We start from the raw sequence: 19,477 nt of genomic DNA on the forward strand, positions 1-19,477 counted from the left end.
AACAGCAATCAGTTAATTAAACTTCCTTTAGTTTGAACCTTAAATTTAGGGTTTGTGGCTGTTACAAAACAAGAGCCATTTTTTATCCTAACATGGATTCTGAACCCCAGGGAAAAATGCTGTCGGGCTCGTTAGAATTAAAAATATAATCATAATCAAACTCAAACGCTCGACTATGACGAGTCAAAGAAAATCCACAAGCAATGACTTGGCTAGTTGTAAAGGTTGCTATGACTAATTCAATTAAGGTTCTGGGTTTAATTTCGGGTTTCTGAACATAGAAATCTCGTTTAGCAAAAAAGACCCGTTCGTCTTTAGGAACAATAATGCCATTAACTCGATGGGCGTGTTGAATCGGCTTGAGATAATTTTTGATAAAATAGTCCTGATTAGTTTGTAATCGAGAAAGTCGTTCCTGTTGTAGCCAACTCATTTGAAACATGAGTTTAATGAGTTCAAACCCGAGAATATAATTAAACACATTATCTTTATCTTTCGGACTTAATGCCAACTTTAAAGCCGACTCTAAATATTGGCCGGGTTGACAACGAGCATCTTGGGCAGAATGAATATAAAATTGCCGAATATAACCGCGTAAAACCGATTCATTTAAGGCGGCTTTAATCCGAAAACAACTGAGATATTGTTTGATTCGTTGCAGCGTATCAATATCTTCTAACATCTTCGCCATTAAGCCGTCGGCGGTATATTCATCTAAAAATTCCGCTTGTTTTTCTGGGGAAGAGGCACATAAAATATAACATAAAGAAAGGACATAACGCCGTTGATTCCAGGGCAAACTTTCAGCCCACTTTTGTACCTCAATGGGCAATTTATCAAATAAAATATTATGGCTCATCAGGCGTGCAAAATCGCTCTGTTGTTCGTCGCTGTATTCAAGATTCATCATCTGATTTCATTCCCCATCAAGCTGATTTACCGTGATCCACTCTTGCTTCTTCCCCTGGGTTTAGATTTCCCTCTAAACCTCAAACACTTTACCCAAAGATTCCCGTTGATTTCTAATGACAATCTGGACTCTAGTAAGTCAGCCCTAAAATACTGGATGAATTGTCTTTAATTCTAAGGGATCTGAGCCATATTTGTTACCGTTTGGCTGAATTGTGTCTTGATAGTTTCCCGTTTCGCAGAGCCCATTGAGCCTTTTTTACTAATGTGACATTAATCACAATCAAAAGTGGATTTCGATCACGCTAAACTTTGACCAGATTTACCCAAGTGTCTGATTCATTTTCCTGACCCTTCTAGGTTTACTGCATTGTGGAAAATACAGTCACAGATTATCCTACTTCTTAATTATGACACCTTGATGATATTCAGGAGGAATGGATAAATGAATCAGTTAGGCGGTTTGATTAACGTATTCTTTGAGGTTATTCATGATTTTGATTGATTTTAATAAAATATTGGTGCGTGCGCTTTGCTTACGCACCCTACAATTAAAGAGCGTTGATTTGGTTTAATTTGGCTCTAATTTCATCTAAATTTTCATTGGAATTAGCATTTTTCTGTTCTTGTGTTTCGTTAGATATTATTTCATCAGGAGCAAATTCTAATTCAATATTAACTATCTTCTTTCGAGTATTTAAATCATCTCTTTTATAATCTGCATTAACTTGAAATCTGATTTTACCTGAAATCCAATACCTAGACTCTAACTTGAGTAACTGACAGTTTATCCCTTGAGGTGGAAACACTAATCTAAATTCCTCTAAGTTCAGTTCTATTGATTTATCTGTTATTTTTAAATTTTGGCATAATAAATCAGGTAACAAAGCTTGACTGAAAAGTCTAGTTTTCATATTCTCAGTCATGAACTCTTTCAACCTGGATACAGTAAACGTATCCTTGTCCAACATGACAATATCGTCATCTTGTTCCAACTTAACAAACAATTCACTCATCGGGTTAACGCCTCAACTCAGTTAGGATGGGTGTGTGTTGCTGATACACCTATATTTTGAATTATCTCACAAAATTAGCTTAAATTTTAAGTGAAGTTTAATTGATTAAAAATTTTAGTTTTTATAGGAATAAAATATATGGGATTGAGGCGATTATTGGTTATTGAAGACCCCGATGGTTAGAGAGAATTGAATTTGATTCAAGCCGTAGATGAAATTTTTGGGAATTCAAGAATTAAGAGTATCCCCAATTAGGATTGATGGACTAAATGACAAGAAGAAAGTTTGTGATTAGAATTAGGTTCTTCCTGAAAATCGCTAGGATAATGAAAGAGATTCATTAATCGAGGTTCATCCGCAGCAAACTGAATCTCGACGGAAAAATTTTGATTCAAAGTTTCGGGATCTGAGTTTAAATTCGCTTGAATTCTGACTTGACCTGAAATCCAATCTTTAGAGCCTAATGGTAATAAATAACCACTCATTCCTTCAAACGGAAACATTAACTGAACACTCCGCATATCAAAGCAAAAAGCATCATGCTTGGCTGGAGAAAATGTCAAATTAAAAAAGTCTCCGTAATTCATAATATGCTCTTCAAACTGAATCGCAATTAATTCTTTTAATCGTGAAATTGTGAAGGTATCTTTCCCTAGCTTAACAATATACTCATCTTCAGTTAAGCTAAAAAACTCATGATTCATGGTAGGCTTCCTTATGGCTATTTTTCTTGGCTGCACCCTAATACCCTAACTTAGCTGCTTTTTTTTTATCAAGTTTTATTGCATCAGGCAATAAAAATTAAACTTGATCAAAACAGGGAGAAAATAAGGGTAGTATCATACTCCCTAAACGGATAAAATAAGTTGAGAACGAATTCAAACAACACTCATGAAACAGATTCTAGGATTAACAGCCATGATCAGTTTGGCTTTGTCATCTTCAATATCGGCAGAACAACCTTTATATGTTGCTTATCCACCCGATGATCACAAAACAACATCTGACCGTATTTTTTTAATTGGAACGGCTGCACAGGAAGGAGAAGTGTCAATTAATGGTCAAGTTATTCCCCGAAGTCCTGCTGGTCACTTTGCACCCACTGTTCGATTGCAGCTTGGGGAAAACACCTTCATTCTACGCTATAAAAATCAAAAAATCAAACTCAATATTACTCGAATTTCAACGGAAGCTACTCCCTTAGAAACAGTAAGCTTTTTAAAGGATTCATTGACTCCCTCTGAGAATATCGCTATACTTCCAGGGGAGCTTGTTTGTTTTAGTGCGATCGCTCCGCAAAAGGCAACGGTTTCTGTTAAATTAGCGGGACAAACAATTCCGTTATCCTCACAATCTCAAAGCTTAGAATTACCCGATAACAAAGCCGTTTTAACCGGACAGAATCAACCTATCAAAGCCAATACTGTAAAATATCAAGGCTGTGGTGTCATTGCAAACAATTTAAGCTTTTCAGCAGATAAAAAAATATTAGATTTAGGCAAACCTGAGTATCAATTAACCCTGAATAATCAGACCCTTACTCAAAATGCAACCGGGCAAATTTCTATTCTTTCTCCCACTCAATTTGAAATTGCTGAAGTGATTGCGGAGGAAGGAACTGCACGCACCGGGCCTAGTACCGATAATTCTCGTTTAACCCCCTTGCCTAAAGGAACTCGTGCTCGAATTATAGGACGACAAGGGGAGTTTTTACGGCTTGATTATGGGGGGTGGATTAAAGCGAATGAAACCCGAATTACCACCGAACCAATACCACCAAATTCTCTAATTAGAAGTGCAAGTTCTCGCCAAGTTGGAGACTGGTTAGAAGTGTCATTTCCCCTCCAAACACCTGTTCCAATAACGGTTAAACAAGAAGATCAAAGTTTTACTTTAACCCTCTATAATACAACGGCTCAAACGGATACAATTCGTTTTAATGATAATGCTTTAATTTCCCGTATGGATTGGCAACCTGTGTTATCTCCTTTGGGAGAAAAAGCACAAGATGCGGTGCAATATACCTTTCATTTTAAAACAAAACAACAATGGGGTTATAAATTGCGTTATGATGGTACAACCTTAGTTTTATCTTTCAAAAATCCCCCGCAATTACAATCAAATTTACCTTTATCGGGGTTAAATATTTTAATTGATCCAGGTCATGGGAGTCAAAATGATTTAGGGGCAAAAGGGCCAACGGGTTATCCTGAAAAAGATGTTACTTTAGTGGTTTCTAAACTATTAGAAGCAGAACTGATTAAACGCGGTGCTTCGGTGTTTATGACCCGCCAAGGGGATGAGGATTTGTATCCCCAAGACCGAGTAAAAATGATCAATAAACAAGAACCCGATTTATCAATTTCTATTCATTATAATGCTTTGCCCGATAATGGAGATGCCATTAAAACAAAAGGAGTGAGCACCTTTTGGTATAACCCCCAAGCTCATAGTTTAGCGGTGTTTTTACATCACTATTTAGTGAAAACGTTAAACCGTCCTTCCTATGGGGTATTTTGGAATAATTTAGCCTTAACTCGTCCCACGGTCGCGCCATCGGTTTTACTGGAATTAGGATTTATGATTAATCCAGAAGAATTTGAATGGATTGTTAATCCTCAAGAACAACAAAAATTAGCTATAACTTTAGCAGATGGGATAGTAGAATGGGTAAAATTAACCCAATAATTAAGATAGGTTTTAAGTGTTACAATAAAGTAGGGTGCGTAAGCATCGCGCACGCACCTCCTGAGATTTTAAAACTGATATTAAATGGGAAAATTTTTGTAATATGCAGTTTATATTTGATCCCCCCATTGCCACAAAAATAAATAAAATGAAAGAGCGGGTTCGGTGGCAAGATCCGTTAATTATGAATCAAGGTATTGATCAAACCTCTTTAGTCATTGACGATGGAAAAAATCAGGATACTGAATTTTCCTTTTTAGTAATTGGAGATAGTGGAACAGGGTATAAACCGAATCCCAGTCCTCAACGAAAAGTTGCAGAATTGTTATTAGAAAACCAGGAGAATTGCCGTTTTATTATTCATACGGGAGATGTCGTTTATTTAGTCGGTTCGAGTGAATATTACCCGGATAATTTTATTCATCCCTATCGAGAATTTTTAGTTGGAGGGGAAACTCCTCAAAAGATTCCTTATGATCAAATGGTATTTAATTTGCCTTTTTTACCCGTTTTAGGTAATCATGATTATTATGATTTACCTTGGTTTTATAGTTTATTAGCTCAGTTGATTTGGTTACCTCGTCATCTTTTATTTTCTAAATTTGATTTTGATATTGGTTGGCATGGTTCGTTTCAAGGAAAAGCTTATGCTCAAGCGTTTTTAGATTATTTAGCAACGATTAATCCTTTACAACTTCAACACCATTTAGACCAACATTATACCGCTAAAACCAATACAGGTCAATGTCTGCGCTATCAACCTGGACTGTTTACTCGTTTACCTAATCGTTACTATACCTTTCGTTATGGTGGAATTGATTTTTTTGCCTTAGATTCTAATACCTTTAATGCTCCTGAACCCTTACCGAATACGCTTCAGGGGGAAGATTTGCGATCACAATTGCAGCAACGAGCTAATACAATTGAACTGGAAAAGCAACAATTAATGAAAGAATTAGATATCCTTCAGGGTCAGCCGGGAAAAAGCGATGAAACTGTTCATGATTACCTAGAAAAAATAGAACAATTAGAAGAACAAAAAATGGATATTCAGAAACAACTGAATGCTCCTCAAGATATTACCATTGATTTTGAACAACTGAACTGGTTAAAACAACGTTTAATTGAATCTTGGCATACTTCAGAAGTGCGAGGACGAGTGCTGTATTTCCATCATCCTCCTTATGTTACAGAAGCCACAAAATGGAATCAAGCTCAAACTATTGCTGTGCGAAATAACTTGCGTTATGTTTTAAATGAAGTGTCTAATACCATTGGCAACCTTACAGAAAATCGCCCGATTGTAGATTTGGTTTTGAATGGTCATGCTCATTGTTTAGAACATTTATATACAGCAAATACAGGCTTTGCAGATTCCTATATTCATTGGTTAATTTGTGGCGGAAGTGGCTATAGTTTACGCCGACAACGCCCCGAAGGGAATCAACTAATGGAGTTTTTTGAAACCGAAACCGGAGTAAAATCGCGCTCAATTGCGGAATCGTTATTATTTGTAGGTCGTACAGGTCAGGGTCGAGAAAAACGTCGCCCCTATTCGGGTTTACGCATTGATGTTTTAGGGGGAAAATCACCGAAATTTAGGGTCAAACCCTTAATTACAGAACGATTTAAAAGTCGATGGAAGACCCAAGAACAGAACGCTTTTATACTTTAACTGGGAAACGTTTTATCTCCCTTGATGAACCGGAATCTCCACGATAAATTCTGTTCCTTGTTCTGGTAAGGCTTGACATTCAATCATCCCTTTATGTTTTTCCACAACAATTTGATAACTAATGGATAATCCTAAACCCGTTCCTTTCCCCACAGGTTTGGTTGTAAAAAACGGATCAAAAATATGTTTTCTGATGTGCTCAGGGATGCCATGACCATTATCCTGAATCGCAATTCTGACTCGTTCTAGGGGATGTTCTTTGGTACTCGAAAGCCACTCAGTTTGAATTTGGATCATTAAATATTGGGTTTCTGAACATTCCTTACTCAGTGATTCTAATTCATCAATGGCATTACTAATAATATTCATAAAAACTTGATTGAGTTGAGCCGCATAGCATTCCACTTTAGGTAATTTCCCGTATTTTTTAATAATTTCAATCGGAGGACGCTCCGGTTTGGATTTTAAGCGATGTTGAAGAATTAACAGGGTGCTATCAATACCTTCATGAATATCAACGGGTTTAACCTCAGATTCATCTAAGCGGGAGAAGTTTCTTAAGGATAATACTAATTGACGAATCCGGTCGGCTCCAACTTTCATTGAAGATAATATTTTCGGTAAATCTTCCCGAATAAAATCAAATTCAATTTCCTCAATTTTTTCTTCTATTTCGGGTTCAGCATTTAGGGATTTTTCTTGATATAATTGAACTAAATCTAATAAATCTCTCGTGTAGTCCGTGACATAACTCAAGTTTCCATAAATAAAGTTAACAGGGTTATTAATTTCATGAGCAACTCCAGCCACTAACTGTCCCAAACTTGACATCTTTTCACTTTGAACTAATTGAGTTTGGGTTTGTCGTAAATCTTGCGCGAGTTCTTCTGCTCTTTTTTGGGTTTGAGCATAAAGTTCAGCTTGTAATAAAGCAATTCCAAATTGAGTGCCAATTTGAGCTAATAATTTAATTTCTTCATCTTGCCAATGACGGGGATAGGAATTTTGATAAACAGCGAGTAAACCCCAGAGAAATTGTCCTTGCAAAATCGGAACAATAATATAGGATCTCGCCTGTAATTGTTCCAATAATCTCACATGGCATTCTTGATGTCCGGCGGTGTAAATATCATCAACGGCATAGGTTTTATTATCTCGATAACGTCCTCCTAAAGTTTCTTGTAAATAGGTGTCTTGAATCATGGGAACGGTATCAAATAAAGAATTCCATCCCTCAATCACAGATTCTGCTACAAAATAACCTGACCAATCGGAATTAAACCGATAAACCACCACTCGATCTACATTTAAAAAGGTTCGGACTTCGGCAGCAGTGGTATTAAAAATAGTGGCAATATCTAAGGAGTTTCTAATTTTTTCAACAACTTGATATAATAATTTTTGCTGTTCTGCTGCTTTTTCTCGTTCCGTTAACTGCACCAGTTTTTTAGCTTGTTCTTGAACTTGTTCAATATAATCAATTTGTTGTAAAGCAACTTCTAAATTTTGAGCAATTTGACTCACAAATTCTATTTCTTCTGATTGCCAATGGCGAGGGCTGTTACACTGATGGATGCAGAGTAAACCCCATAATTTTTCAGCTTTTAATAGAGGAACGACTAAATTAGCTCGAATTTTAAATTCTGCCAAAATCTGAAAATGGCAGTCTTGTAAATTGGCTTGATTAATATCAGAAATGGCGTTGATTTTTCCTTGCTGATACAGATGATAAAATCGTTCAGAAAAACAATGATCATTGACTTTTTTCTCTAAAGCTGAATCAAATTCAGCTACCACCGCTTCTGAGATAAATTCCCCTTCTCCATATCCTGAATTAGGGTTAAAATAGAAAATACCAACCCGATCTGCATTTAAAAGTTGTCGAACTTCTGTGACTGTGGCTTGAAAAATCTGATCTAAATTTAACGTGTTCCGAATTCGAGAAATCACCCGTGTTAAGGTTTTTCGTTGGTCTAATTGTCGAGAGGTTGCTTGCCATAATTCTCGTTGCTGAATCGCGGTTTCTAAATGTTTAGCAATTTCTTGGATAAATTCAATTTCATTAGGTTGCCAATCTCGGCGTTGGTGGCAATCTTGCACCCATAAAAATCCCCACAACTGTTGGGTTGTATATAAAGGAACCCCTAAGTTGGCTCTGATTTGGTAATCAATACTCCATTGTAACAGTAATTGATTAAATCCTCCATAATAAATATCTGGAATGATAATCGCTTGCTGCGATGGATGGTTAAGATTAAACCCTAATAATTCCTCAGTGGTAATCTCAAAATTCAACAAAGATGGAAACGCAGTTAAAACGGTTTCTGCAATATATTTCCCTTTAATTTCTTCTGCTTGGGGATACCATTGTAGAATGGCAACCCGATCTACATTCAGATCGTTTTGAAGTTCGCGGGTAGCAGTTTGTAAAAGGGTTTCTAATTCCAGGCATTGATTAATGCGTTCAATGATTGTGGATAAAGATTGATAGCGTTGATATTTTAATTGGGCTTGAATTAAGGGAGGATTTGATAGTTCTTGAAGTTGCCGTAAATGGCTAATATCTCGACACACTCCAATCACACCTGTCACTGTTCCATCGGGATCTTTAATCGGGGTATATAAACTATTATAAACTTTCCCGCCCGTGGGTAAAGAAATTTCGTGATTCACCCGTAAGTTTTCACCCGTTTTTAAGACATACTGTACAGATTGATCAAGTTCTCTGGCTTGCTGATTAAAAAAGTCTTGATTTCTTTTTCCTACAATGTCAGATGGATGAATCCCTAACGCGATCGCTCCCGCTAGATTAATCTGAACATAACGTAAATTCAGATCATATTCAATAAAAATATCTTCACTGTTATTGGCAAGATCTTCTAAGTCTACCCAACCCGTCAAACCCGCTATTTCTAGTTCAGACGGTAACAGTTTCAGATTTAAAATTTCCTGTAATTGAGCAAATGCAACGTCATTTCGACAGCATTCTCGTAACTGCTCCCATTGATGCTGATTTACGATCATACACTCGCGCCTAAAATGATGTTAAGTTATCCTAAAAAATTGAAGTTCTCCGAAATTTAACCAACCTGAGATGGGATCACATTGATGATATTCAAGAAAGTTGATCCCTGCTTTTCTAATACAAAAATTTAGTTTTAAATCATTGATTTGACCTCCGTATATGAGTTAAAAAATGCTTATCCTAGCGGATCTCAATTGGGTAATTTAGGAATTGAGGGTAACATCCGAAAGAGATTGCCGCAAGGGAATTTCAATTTTAAATTCGGTTCCCAGCCCCCAGTGAGAAAGACATTTTAGCGATCCTTTATGTTTTTCAACAATAATTTGATAACTAATTGATAATCCTAACCCTGTTCCTTGGCCCACAGGTTTTGTGGTAAAAAACGGATCAAAGATATGGGGAAGTAATGCGTTAGGAATCCCTGTACCATTGTCAATGATCGAGATCACAATTTTCGGTAAAGCTGTAATTTCATCCCTCAAAGCGGTACGAATCTCTAAGCAGGGTTGTGTCTGTTCAGAGGTGGAAAAAGTCTGATTCGATCCTTGTGTTTTAAATGCTAACGCATCAATGGCATTACTGAGAATATTCATAAACACTTGATTTAAGAGACTGGCATAACATTCCACCGGAGGAAGGTTGCCATAGTGTCGCTTAACTTGAATTTCGGGAGCGTCGGAATTAATGTTGAGACGATGTTGTAACAGCAATAATGTACTTTCAATTCCTTCATGGAGATCAACAAATTTTAAATCCGCTTGATCGAGTCGGGCAAAATTGCGAAGGGATAACACTAATTGACGAATGCGGTCGGCTCCACTTTGCATAGATTCCAAAATTTTAGGCAGATCTTTAGCAATAAAATCTAACTCGATGGTACTAATATAGTTAACAATTTCTGAGGTCGGATAGGGATAATAGCGTTGATAAAGTTGAATTAGATTTAATAAATTCTGGGTATATTCACTGGCATATAGCAAATTACCAAAGATAAAATTAATTGGATTATTGATTTCATGAGCCATCCCCGCAACTAATCGCCCCAAACTGAGCATTTTTTCCGTTTGAATTAGTTGACTTTGAGTTTTTTGGAGTTCATTGAGGGTATGAGTCAGTTGTTCAGCTTTAGCTTGTTCATTTTGGGCGGCTCTGCGACTTTGTTCATACAATTCAGCTTGAGCAATGGCGATCGCAGCTTGATCCGCTAATTGTTTTAAAATATCCAATTCCTCAGTTTCCCAATTGCGAGGATGGGTACATTCATGGGCAATTAATAATCCCCAGATCTTCAATTCTTGGTTAATGGGAACAATTAAATTAGCCCGCACCCCCAAACTTTCTAAAAATTCCTGATGACACAGTGCTAAATTTTCATTATAAACATCACAAATTGCTCTCATTCGTCCTTGTCGATAAAGCATCACCATGTCTTCAGGAAAACAATCCTCCGGTGTTTGCATCCCGACAATGGAACGAATGGAGTCTCGCCGATCTTCAAATACGACTTCTCCAGCTTGTTGATTGATCAGCTGATAAATAACGACCCGATCCGTATCTAATAACGCTCTAACTTCTCGGACTAAACACGACAATGTAGTTTTTAAATCTAACGTTCGACGAATTTGATCCGTAATTCGTTCTAAAGTTTTAGCAAAATCTAAAGCTCGTTTAAGTTGATTGGTTCGTTCATCAATTTGCTCCTCTAAATTCAGGTTTAAACACTGAACTTCTTGATATAATCGATATTGTTGAATTGCCATTGCAAATTGATGAATTAATGCTTTGGCTAAGGTTAATTCTGCTTCTGTCCAAGGTTGGGCTTGACCTTGTTTAGATTCTCGCCAAATTTCAAAGGACTGTCGAGGCATCATTTGTTTGACACTAGGGTCAAATTCTCCCGCCCAAAGGGTTTCGGTATCAATTTCGTCCCGAAAAATTGTCAAAACCCCTAATAATTGTTGACGATATTGAATCGGTAAAACTAATATTCCTCGAATCGGTGTTGATTGAAAATTGCGGAGCAAGACTCGCCATTGAGGTTCTTTATAAACATCCGTAATTACCCAAGGAGATAAGGCTGGATTCGGGGTGGGGTTAGCTTGAGAGGAGGCTCCATAACCATTGATTAACCAATGTTGCCACAACGGATGTTCTTCTAAAATCCCTGAAGGAATTCCAGCAGGAGGATGGGGCTGTTTCCCCCAGGTAAAGACTTCCGGGGAATGGGGCGCATTGGGTTGAATATAAAGCCGTCCTCCCACTCCTTGCAACGCTTTCACCGTTGCTTCTAAGGCTGCTAACAGTTCAATGGTGGGGCGTTCATGGAGGAGAGACACAACAGTGTTAATCGTGGCTTCCTGTTGGGCTTGTTGTTGCGTCTCACTGAGTAAATTTGCCTGAGCAATAGCAATCGCCAGTTGATCGACTAATAATTGGACAAGGTGGATATCGGATTCAGAAATAGGTTGAGGTTCGGCGTGATGGGAAACTAATAATCCCCAAAGCTTAGGTTTCTCAGAACTAACCGGATTGAGGGGATGGAGTAAAATCGGAACCACCAGAGAAGCCTCTACCCCCATAGCGGTTAAATAAGCTTGATGACAGGGATCAAGGGTGCGATAATCAATCCCCGATGAGGTTCCAGTCTCTTCTAAATGGTGACTGATACCAATAGTTCCCCCTGCAACATTCACAATGGTGCGTTGACGGAGGGAACAATACATTTCACGAGTATAAGCAGGAATATCATCGGCGGGAAAATGTAATCCCAATAAGGACGGGAGGCGATCTCCAAACCGAGATTCTGCTACCACCTCCCCACTGCCATCGGGACTAAATTCATAAATCATAATCCGATCCGTTCCTAGAAATGAACGGATTTCGGCAACGGTGGCTGTTAAAATACCGGGTAAGTCTAGGGATTGTCGAATCCGGTTCGTAATCCGATGCAGTAAAACCTGTTGATCTAATTGAGATTGAAGTTGTTGTGTATTTTCCAGCCCATTCATAATCTTGTCCTATAGCAAGCTTTTTTAAGCTTCACTGAGATAATGAAAAAAACAGCACTCAAGTATCTTGAGTGTTCACAGCGAAACAGACTATTTAAATTTTTCCCCTAACCTTGATCTCAAATTATCTTTCTTGGGGTAGGATGATGCGTCCTTGAAAACAGTTCTATTTTATACCGAATCAACGGTTTTTTGTTGGCTAGGAAACAGGGAATAGGGAATTATGAATTACGAATTACGAATTATGAATAGGGACTATAACGTGGCGTACTGACCAATACGGCTGGATATAAAAATCGGGTTCCTGGTGATCAGAAACCCGGTTTTCTCAGGAATTGGCAGTTGTTTTGATGGCTTTAGAATGGCATTAATTGTTTAATGGCTTTATTAGCAATATCTCCATACCGCAGTTGACCACAGAAAATTTTACTCATCACTTTCGTGGCGGCGGGCATTTTCACCCCAGCTTTATAAGCTACTTTTGGGAACCGATAAAATGCACCCGCTAAACGTCCAGCCCAAACCATATCGGAACCCCATTCTTCCTTCATCGTTTGGGTATAGCGTTCTAAGGCATTACCCAGACCCCCTAAGGCTTGATCAATCGCTTCTGCGGCTTTAACTCCACTGAGAATAGAAGGACGAATTCCCTCCGCCGATAATGGGTCAACTAAACTGGCGGCTTCCCCTGCAATTAGGGCATTTTGGGTATGAAGGGTTTTATCTCCATCCCAGAGACACAGGGGATGCTGATAAATTGTAGAATTCCCTAAACCTGCTTTAGCTGAATAATTTAGTAAGTCCTTGCTGAGATCTTTAGGTTCTCCCCCGATAAAGGTGGCAATACTTAGGGAATAACCATCAGCTTTCGGGAACCCCCAAATACTGCCATTTTTCACCAGGCCAAACTCAAAACTCGGTAGCAACGATTGATCCGTTGAAACTTCCATAAATTGGCTTTGACGCAGTTTAGACTGTTTCAAGCCTAACCATTTTGCCATGGAACCTTTCGCCCCATCAGCCCCAATTAAATATCGCGCCGTTAAGGGTTCAGTGGCGGTGTTCACTTGCCAATGATCGCTTTTAAATTGAATCCCTGTGACTTCCGTATTATCCTGTAGTTGCGCCCCCTGACCTTTAGCTTGATCCACTAAAAACTGATCGAAAACGTCTCGCCGCACCATCCACATCGGAGTGGGAATTTCTGATTCCACCGCATCATCTAATTGCCAGGTATAGCGAATTCGCTCAACGGTTGTGGAAATAGCCGGACTAAAATCAAAATCAAACCATTGGGCGATGGCGGGAGAAACACCCCCACCACAAGGTTTTAAGCGAGGAAAGGCAGATCGTTCCAAAATTAACACGGAACGTCCCCGTTTTGCTAAATGATAGGCTGCTGCTCCCCCTGCTGGGCCAGCACCAACAATAATACAGTCAAACATCGTTGTCATGGGTATTTTAGGGATTATGTTGTCGGTTGAACGTTGACAGTTAACGGTTAAGTCAGACCTGTCAACACTCAACTATCAACTGTCAACGGCGATTAAACAGTCGTGATGTCCTTTTCTTTGGCTGCTAAGGCTTCGTCGATTTTAGCAATGTATTTGTCTGTGAGTTTCTGGACGGAATCTTGTAAATCAGCCGCTTCGTCTTTAGAGAGTTCGCTACTTTTTTCTTGTTTCCGCACAGAGTCAATGGCATCCCGACGAATATTTCTCACCGCGACTTTCCCTTCTTCAGCTAATTTAGCCACTTGTTTGACTAATTCTTTCCGTCGTTCAGTGGTTAAGGAGGGGATATTCAGACGAATAATAGAACCATCGTTATTGGGTGTTAACCCAATATCAGAGACTAAAATCGCTTTTTCAACGATATTAAGCATATTGCGTTCAAAAGGCTGAATCGCAATGGTGGTGGCATCGGGGGTGCTAATATTTGCCACGGCTTTTAAAGGCATGGGACTGCCATAATATTCCACTGTAATTCGATCCAATAAACTGGTATTGGCTCGGCCAGTCCGAATCGTATTAAAGGAGCGCTGAGTTGCTTCCAGCGCTTTGATCATGTGATCTTCAACTTCAGGTAACTTCACACAAACCTCCTACTAAGGTTCCAACAGGTTCACCACTCACCGCACGGCTAATATTTCCCCGGACAGTCAGGTCAAATACAATAATAGGGATATTATTTTCTTTGCACAGCGCAATGGCTGTACTGTCCATTACCCGTAAATCATGGGTGAGAACGTAGCCATAGGTCAAGGTTTGATAACGTTTTGCGTCTGGGTTCTTTTTGGGATCACTATCATAAATACCATCTACCTTGGTGGCTTTAAAAATCACTTCGGCATCAATTTCCGCCGCTCGTAATGCTGCGGTTGTATCCGTTGTGAAAAAAGGATTCCCTGAACCCGCCCCAAAAATAACCACCCGATTGAGTTCTAGGTGGCGTATGGCTTTGCGTCTGATATAGGGTTCTGCAATTTCCTGCATGGCGATCGCCGTTTGTACCCGGGTCGGAACTCCAATTTGTTCTAAAGCATCTTGCAAGGTAATGGAATTCATTACTGTTGCAATCATCCCGACATAATCGGCGGTTGCGCGATCCATTCCCCCAGCGGCGGCTTTCACCCCTCTAAAAATGTTACCGCCTCCGACTACAATGGCGACTTGTACGCCCATATTGACAACTTCGGCGACTTCTTGGGCAATGTCTTGAACGACGGCTGGATCAATACCATAGCCCAAATCTCCCATTAAGGCTTCGCCACTTAATTTTAGTAAAATGCGTTTGTACGCTGTTCCCATTTATACTCCCATAGCCTCTGTAGTAATCAACATCGCCAATTTTCGTAAACGAAGTGGGTTTATCGTTACTATTAGCCTAGACATTGGCGTTATCATATCAGGATATTTATAGTTCAAGTTGAAGGTTAACTCTTGTTGGGAGTGCTGACACTCAACAGCCAACAACCAGTAAGACGTGTCCAGGTACGTCTCTACACAGCCGACAACTTCAATGTCTCCACTTAATCGAACATCCGATAGAATCTGTATGTTCTGGAGTAATAGGTTGGTTATTCAGGAGTTGGGCGATCGCATTTTTTAAATAAGGGGTTGTCACGGCTTCAGCCGATGTCGGATTATCATCAATTAATCCCCGATAGCGAATAATTCCTTGATGATCTAATAAAAAAATTTCTGGGGTATGAGAGGCTCCAAAACAGTGAGCAACCTCTTGAGTGATATCTCGAATATACGGAAAATTTAGCTTTTGTTCTTCCGCAAAAATTTTCATATTTTCAAAACTATCATCAGGATATTGACTGGAATCATTCGCATTAATACCCACTAAAATTACCCCTTGTTCCTGATATTCTTGTTGCAACTGTTTCAGACGGTTTAAATAAAAACGAACATAAGGGCAATGGTTACACATAAATATAACAACAACGGCTCGATATTCTTCTAAATAACGAGCTAAATGATGCACTTCATCATCAACTCCTGGTAATTCAAAATCTGGAGCGTAGCTATGAATTAAAGTACCCTGCATAGTTAGTCTTCTCACCTTCTTAAAACAGTGCAATTGTATTGAGTAGATGTAATCTTTCTGGCTCAAAGGTTTAACCGATGATCTAGCTGCACCCTTTCTTATTCTAAACCTGATCGGATGTGAGTCGATTAGATTTTTACTGGGAGGAAAAAGGAATATCCCATCCCTCCCTTGTCCCTGGTTATTGCTTAATCCATCCCTTTGATAGGGCTTGATACCCGATTAATTTATAGGTTAATTTAGCAACGGTAAATTCAGAAACAACGGAATCAACCACCGGAGCTAATTCCATAACATCACAGCCAATCACATCTTTAGACTCAAATAATCGCCTCAAAAATGTGAGGGTAGAATACCAATTTAATCCACCGGGTTCCGGGGTTCCTACCCCAGGAATTAAACTTGGATCAATCCCATCAACATCAATGGTTAAAAACACTTTTTCTGTAGGAATACTAGCGATCGCTTGTTCAATCCAATCTAGATTAAACGCCATTTCTCTAGCCCGAAAAACCGTTAAATTTTTCTCTTTAATTAAATCAGCTTCCTCTTGACAAATGGCTCGAATTCCCACTTGCACAGTGGGTAATCCCATATTAACAATGCGACGCATCACACAAGCATGACTATGAATTGTGTCTTCATATTCATGTCTTAAATCGCCATGAGCATCAATTTGAACCACCGTAAACGGTTCTTGATATCCTTGACAATATCCCTGTACGACCCCGGCGGTAATACTATGTTCTCCACCAATGGAAATCACAAATTTTTGGTCTTCAATTAAAGACTTCAGAGTTTGTTGAGTCACACTCAACATTTCTTCGGCGGAAACACTCTTACCATTGCGAGTATCTGCAATCGGAGTATGGGTAAAAATTCCCGCATCAAAACAGACTTCTCGATCAAGTTCTTCATCATAACATTCTAATTGATGAGAAGCTTCTAATAAACTAGCAGGGCCATTTTCACATCCCTTGCGATAGCTGGTTGTGGCTTCATAGGGAATAGGTAAAATTACGACTTTAGCCGTTTCGTAGTCAGGGACAATTTCAGAACCTAGAAAGTCTACAACAGCAGTCGAAGGGAAAGTTGATCTCATCTTCAATTTAGTCCGAAGCAATTTCAGTGGGCTAGTGCACGAAAGCAGAGGATTTTACAATCAGCAGTCATCCCTGATCGAGAACTCTTAACGATTAACTGATCAGGAATCAATTATTTTTGCTACGCTGCACTAAGGGATTAACACCTCTTAATTTTGACACAAAACGGGGACGATCGTTAACCGTGCAATTACGGAATACATGAGTTTTGGCTAGAATTTTACAGACTATTTACTTTTTACTGCTTCTACCTTAAGAGTTATGTTGATTGCTTCATCTGTTTCGCAAACTTGGATTTGGAAAGGCTTCCCCATTTGTTATGTGAGGGAGGGTAATAATGGCCCTGCGGTGATTCTAGTGCATGGGTTTGGTGCATCTTGGGGACATTGGCGAAAAAATATCCCTGACTTAGCAAAACATTGTCGCGTCTTTGCATTAGATTTAATTGGCTTTGGAGGGTCAGCTAAACCCAAACCGACGGAAGAAATCAGTTATACTTTTGAAACTTGGGGACAACAAATCGCTGATTTTTGTCGAGAAGTTGTTCAAGAACCTGCTTTTTTAGTGGGAAATTCTATTGGTTGTATTGTGGTGATGCAAGCTGCAATTGATCACCCTAATATTGTTCAAGAAGTTGCTTTATTAAACTGTTCTTTAAGATTATTACATGAACGCAAACGGGAACAACTTCCTTGGTATCGCAATTATGGAGCGAGTGTCGCCCAAGAGTTATTAAAATATTCCTGGTTTAATCGATTCTTTTTTAAACAATTAGCAACGCCTCAAACCGTTAAAAAAGTATTATTACAAGCTTATCAACGGGATGAAGCCGTTACGGATGAATTAGTCGAAATGTTATTAAAACCTGCCCAAGATCAAGGCGCAGTCGATGTTTTTGCAGCCTTTACTCGCTATTCTCAGGGGCCATTACCGGAGGATTTATTACCTGAATTACCCTGTAAAGCAATAATATTATGGGGAACAGATGATCCTTGGGAACCGATAGAATTGGGAGAAGAATTTAAACAGTATTCAACAGTTAAACAGTTTATTCGATTAGAAGGAGTCGGTCATTGTCCCCAAGATGAAGCCCCCGAATTAGTTAATCCTATTTTATTAGATTGGATGCTGTCTTAAAATTAGCGATCGCTCTCATAGGATATAAAAGTAGTAAGCCCTGAAGGGCTTTCTTCCCTAGACTTAGTAGCAAAACCTAACACCAATAACAATAAATTAAATTTATTAGTGTTAGGTTTAGGGGATTAAGCCCTGAAGGGCTTACTACGAGGGGTTTATTCTTGATTCATTTGAGCATCTTTGACGGCGGCAAAAAATAGAAACACACCTAACGGAATACTCAAGGCTAAAATAATACTGGTGGTTAAACTTCCCAGTTGTGGAACTCCCGAAGAAAGTTCAAAAACCGAACCGACTGCGGCGATCGCAGCGATACAAGACCCTAATAACAAAACCATGCTTTTTGGAGTGCCAACCATGTCGAATTATCCTATATTATTTAACGGGTTTAACAGCTTTGGGAGAGAATTTATGTTTGGCTAACTCTTCATTTAATGCCAATTGATTCTCAACTCGATCAACAAATAAAACCCCATTCAAATGATCCATTTCATGTTGAATAGCACGACATAATAATTCCGTCGCCCGCAGGGTTCGAGGTCTGCCATTTTCATCTTTAAAGGACACTTCCACCACTTCCGGGCGAGTCACATCCATATACACCCCCGGAATACTTAAACATCCTTCTTGAAAAGGTGAAATTTCAGCACTACTTTTAATAATCGTGGGATTAATTAATACTAAAGGCGGGTTAGCAGCATTATCGGGTTCGCAGTCAATTACAATCACTTGTTTATTAACGGCGACTTGAGGGGCGGCTAAACCAATACCATCCGCACTGTACATGGTTTGTAACATTTCCCGCACGAGTTTGCGAATCTCATCATCAACGCGGGACACTCGTTTTGCAGGCGTTCTCAAGGCGCGATCGCCTAAATAATGGATTTCAAAGGGCGGTTTTTCTAATTTTTTCTTTTCAACTAAAACTTGTGATGTCATGGAAGGCTTACTCTTAACTTCTGAAACAATATTGTTCTTCTTTTATCTTAATGGATTTTAACAATTAAAAGAGGGTTGGTGCGTGCGCTGCGCTTACACACCCTACAGTGATAGCTTGACATTGAGCGATCGCTGTGCTAGGGTCGTAGAAACGAACATATAAGTTTGATCAAAACACCCATGCCAATTCGGAATTGCTATTACTTTTATTTTTGGTGTAGCACGGTTCACAGAGAGTGAATCCATTGGTGTATGGAAACTCCCTAGTGAACCGCAGAACAAAAGCTGCGGTTTTTTAATGGTCAACCTTCTCGGCTTTACAGCAAAACAGCAATGACAAACTTTATCCAATCTTACTTTTATGGCTTTTATTTTTGGCCCCGAATAGGTTCTGGGTAAAGTTTGCTGCTGTTTTCACA

The 19,477-nt window shown here is 39.1% G+C and carries 16 protein-coding genes; 3 read left to right on the plus strand and 13 right to left on the minus strand.

Going from position 1 to position 19,477, the window contains the following annotated elements:
- Positions 1-82: 82 nt before the first annotated feature.
- From NMK36_RS07575 to NMK36_RS07585, 3 genes are all read right to left on the minus strand, one after another.
- A complete protein-coding gene (locus NMK36_RS07575; RefSeq protein WP_437126730.1) occupies positions 83-910 on the minus strand; it encodes a cobyrinic acid a,c-diamide synthase in 828 nt (275 codons plus the stop codon).
- A gap of 550 nt (positions 911-1,460) precedes the next feature.
- Complete coding sequence (locus tag NMK36_RS07580) at positions 1,461-1,925, minus strand: KGK domain-containing protein (protein WP_254173447.1); 465 nt, start codon at positions 1,923-1,925, stop codon at positions 1,461-1,463.
- 251 nt (positions 1,926-2,176) lie between these two features.
- A complete protein-coding gene (locus tag NMK36_RS07585; RefSeq protein ID WP_254173448.1) occupies positions 2,177-2,629 on the minus strand; it encodes a KGK domain-containing protein in 453 nt (150 codons plus the stop codon).
- 187 nt (positions 2,630-2,816) lie between these two features.
- Between NMK36_RS07585 and NMK36_RS07590 the strand changes: the two genes are divergently transcribed.
- Both NMK36_RS07590 and NMK36_RS07595 read left to right on the plus strand, forming a co-directional pair.
- Positions 2,817-4,613: an N-acetylmuramoyl-L-alanine amidase gene (locus NMK36_RS07590; RefSeq protein WP_072720743.1), complete on the plus strand. Its 1,797-nt coding sequence runs from the start codon at positions 2,817-2,819 to the stop codon at positions 4,611-4,613.
- A gap of 103 nt (positions 4,614-4,716) precedes the next feature.
- The gene (locus tag NMK36_RS07595) at positions 4,717-6,288 is read left to right on the plus strand and encodes a metallophosphoesterase family protein (RefSeq protein ID WP_254173449.1); all 1,572 of its coding nucleotides are present in this window, start codon (positions 4,717-4,719) and stop codon (positions 6,286-6,288) included.
- A 12-nt stretch (positions 6,289-6,300) separates the two neighbouring features.
- On the opposite strand, the gene NMK36_RS07600 is transcribed toward NMK36_RS07595, so the two are convergent.
- The 7 genes from NMK36_RS07600 to speB form a co-directional block, all read right to left on the minus strand.
- On the minus strand, positions 6,301-9,312 hold the full coding sequence (locus tag NMK36_RS07600) for a GAF domain-containing protein (protein ID WP_083580120.1): 3,012 nt from the start codon (positions 9,310-9,312) through the stop codon (positions 6,301-6,303).
- A 204-nt stretch (positions 9,313-9,516) separates the two neighbouring features.
- Entirely contained in the window at positions 9,517-12,321 is a 2,805-nt protein-coding gene (locus NMK36_RS07605) for a GAF domain-containing sensor histidine kinase (protein WP_072720745.1), read from the minus strand.
- 356 nt (positions 12,322-12,677) lie between these two features.
- Positions 12,678-13,766 carry a geranylgeranyl reductase family protein gene (locus NMK36_RS07610; RefSeq protein WP_072720746.1) on the minus strand — a complete coding sequence of 363 codons (1,089 nt, stop codon included), beginning with the start codon at positions 13,764-13,766 and terminating at the stop codon, positions 12,678-12,680.
- Positions 13,767-13,867: 101 nt separating this feature from the next.
- Positions 13,868-14,416, minus strand: coding sequence for a ribosome recycling factor (frr, locus tag NMK36_RS07615; RefSeq protein WP_072720747.1), 549 nt, complete (start codon positions 14,414-14,416; stop codon positions 13,868-13,870).
- Entirely contained in the window at positions 14,403-15,131 is a 729-nt protein-coding gene (gene pyrH / locus NMK36_RS07620; protein ID WP_072720748.1) for a UMP kinase, read from the minus strand. The genes frr and pyrH overlap by 14 nt, the downstream gene beginning before the upstream one ends.
- A 208-nt stretch (positions 15,132-15,339) precedes the next feature.
- Positions 15,340-15,879 (minus strand): thioredoxin family protein, encoded by a 540-nt coding sequence (locus NMK36_RS07625; protein WP_072720749.1) that lies wholly within the window; start codon positions 15,877-15,879, stop codon positions 15,340-15,342.
- A gap of 181 nt (positions 15,880-16,060) precedes the next feature.
- On the minus strand, positions 16,061-16,981 hold the full coding sequence (gene speB / locus NMK36_RS07630; RefSeq protein WP_254173450.1) for an agmatinase: 921 nt from the start codon (positions 16,979-16,981) through the stop codon (positions 16,061-16,063).
- Positions 16,982-17,243: 262 nt separating this feature from the next.
- Here speB and NMK36_RS07635 point away from each other — a divergent pair, with 262 nt between their 5' ends.
- Positions 17,244-18,119 carry an alpha/beta fold hydrolase gene (locus NMK36_RS07635; RefSeq protein ID WP_254173451.1) on the plus strand — a complete coding sequence of 292 codons (876 nt, stop codon included), beginning with the start codon at positions 17,244-17,246 and terminating at the stop codon, positions 18,117-18,119.
- Between the two features lie 155 nt (positions 18,120-18,274).
- On the opposite strand, the gene NMK36_RS07640 is transcribed toward NMK36_RS07635, so the two are convergent.
- The 3 genes from NMK36_RS07640 to NMK36_RS07650 all read right to left on the minus strand — a co-directional run bounded on the left by NMK36_RS07640 (position 18,275) and on the right by NMK36_RS07650 (position 19,304).
- Entirely contained in the window at positions 18,275-18,478 is a 204-nt protein-coding gene (locus NMK36_RS07640) for a hypothetical protein (RefSeq protein ID WP_193867600.1), read from the minus strand.
- 16 nt (positions 18,479-18,494) lie between these two features.
- Positions 18,495-19,058, minus strand: a complete 564-nt coding sequence (gene def / locus NMK36_RS07645; protein ID WP_254173452.1) for a peptide deformylase — start codon at positions 19,056-19,058, stop codon at positions 18,495-18,497.
- Between the two features lie 102 nt (positions 19,059-19,160).
- Positions 19,161-19,304 (minus strand): hypothetical protein, encoded by a 144-nt coding sequence (locus tag NMK36_RS07650; RefSeq protein WP_254173453.1) that lies wholly within the window; start codon positions 19,302-19,304, stop codon positions 19,161-19,163.
- Positions 19,305-19,477: the final 173 nt, after the last annotated feature.

The organism is Planktothrix pseudagardhii, from assembly GCF_904830925.1.
Taxonomy (GTDB): domain Bacteria; phylum Cyanobacteriota; class Cyanobacteriia; order Cyanobacteriales; family Microcoleaceae; genus Planktothrix; species Planktothrix tepida.

Excerpts from the sequence above, each read along its gene's own strand:
- NMK36_RS07575 (WP_437126730.1), bottom strand. The coding sequence starts at position 910 with ATGATGAATCTTGAATACAGCGACGAACAACAGAGCGATTTTGCACGC.
- NMK36_RS07580 (WP_254173447.1), bottom strand. The coding sequence starts at position 1,925 with ATGAGTGAATTGTTTGTTAAGTTGGAACAAGATGACGATATTGTCATG.
- NMK36_RS07585 (WP_254173448.1), bottom strand. The coding sequence starts at position 2,629 with ATGAATCATGAGTTTTTTAGCTTAACTGAAGATGAGTATATTGTTAAG.
- NMK36_RS07590 (WP_072720743.1), top strand. The coding sequence starts at position 2,817 with ATGAAACAGATTCTAGGATTAACAGCCATGATCAGTTTGGCTTTGTCA.
- NMK36_RS07595 (WP_254173449.1), top strand. The coding sequence starts at position 4,717 with ATGCAGTTTATATTTGATCCCCCCATTGCCACAAAAATAAATAAAATG.
- NMK36_RS07600 (WP_083580120.1), bottom strand. The coding sequence starts at position 9,312 with ATGATCGTAAATCAGCATCAATGGGAGCAGTTACGAGAATGCTGTCGA.
- NMK36_RS07605 (WP_072720745.1), bottom strand. The coding sequence starts at position 12,321 with ATGAATGGGCTGGAAAATACACAACAACTTCAATCTCAATTAGATCAA.
- NMK36_RS07610 (WP_072720746.1), bottom strand. The coding sequence starts at position 13,766 with ATGTTTGACTGTATTATTGTTGGTGCTGGCCCAGCAGGGGGAGCAGCA.
- pyrH (WP_072720748.1), bottom strand. The coding sequence starts at position 15,131 with ATGGGAACAGCGTACAAACGCATTTTACTAAAATTAAGTGGCGAAGCC.
- NMK36_RS07625 (WP_072720749.1), bottom strand. The coding sequence starts at position 15,879 with ATGCAGGGTACTTTAATTCATAGCTACGCTCCAGATTTTGAATTACCA.
- speB (WP_254173450.1), bottom strand. The coding sequence starts at position 16,981 with ATGAGATCAACTTTCCCTTCGACTGCTGTTGTAGACTTTCTAGGTTCT.
- NMK36_RS07635 (WP_254173451.1), top strand. The coding sequence starts at position 17,244 with ATGTTGATTGCTTCATCTGTTTCGCAAACTTGGATTTGGAAAGGCTTC.
- NMK36_RS07640 (WP_193867600.1), bottom strand. The coding sequence starts at position 18,478 with ATGGTTGGCACTCCAAAAAGCATGGTTTTGTTATTAGGGTCTTGTATC.
- def (WP_254173452.1), bottom strand. The coding sequence starts at position 19,058 with ATGACATCACAAGTTTTAGTTGAAAAGAAAAAATTAGAAAAACCGCCC.
- NMK36_RS07650 (WP_254173453.1), bottom strand. The coding sequence starts at position 19,304 with ATGGATTCACTCTCTGTGAACCGTGCTACACCAAAAATAAAAGTAATA.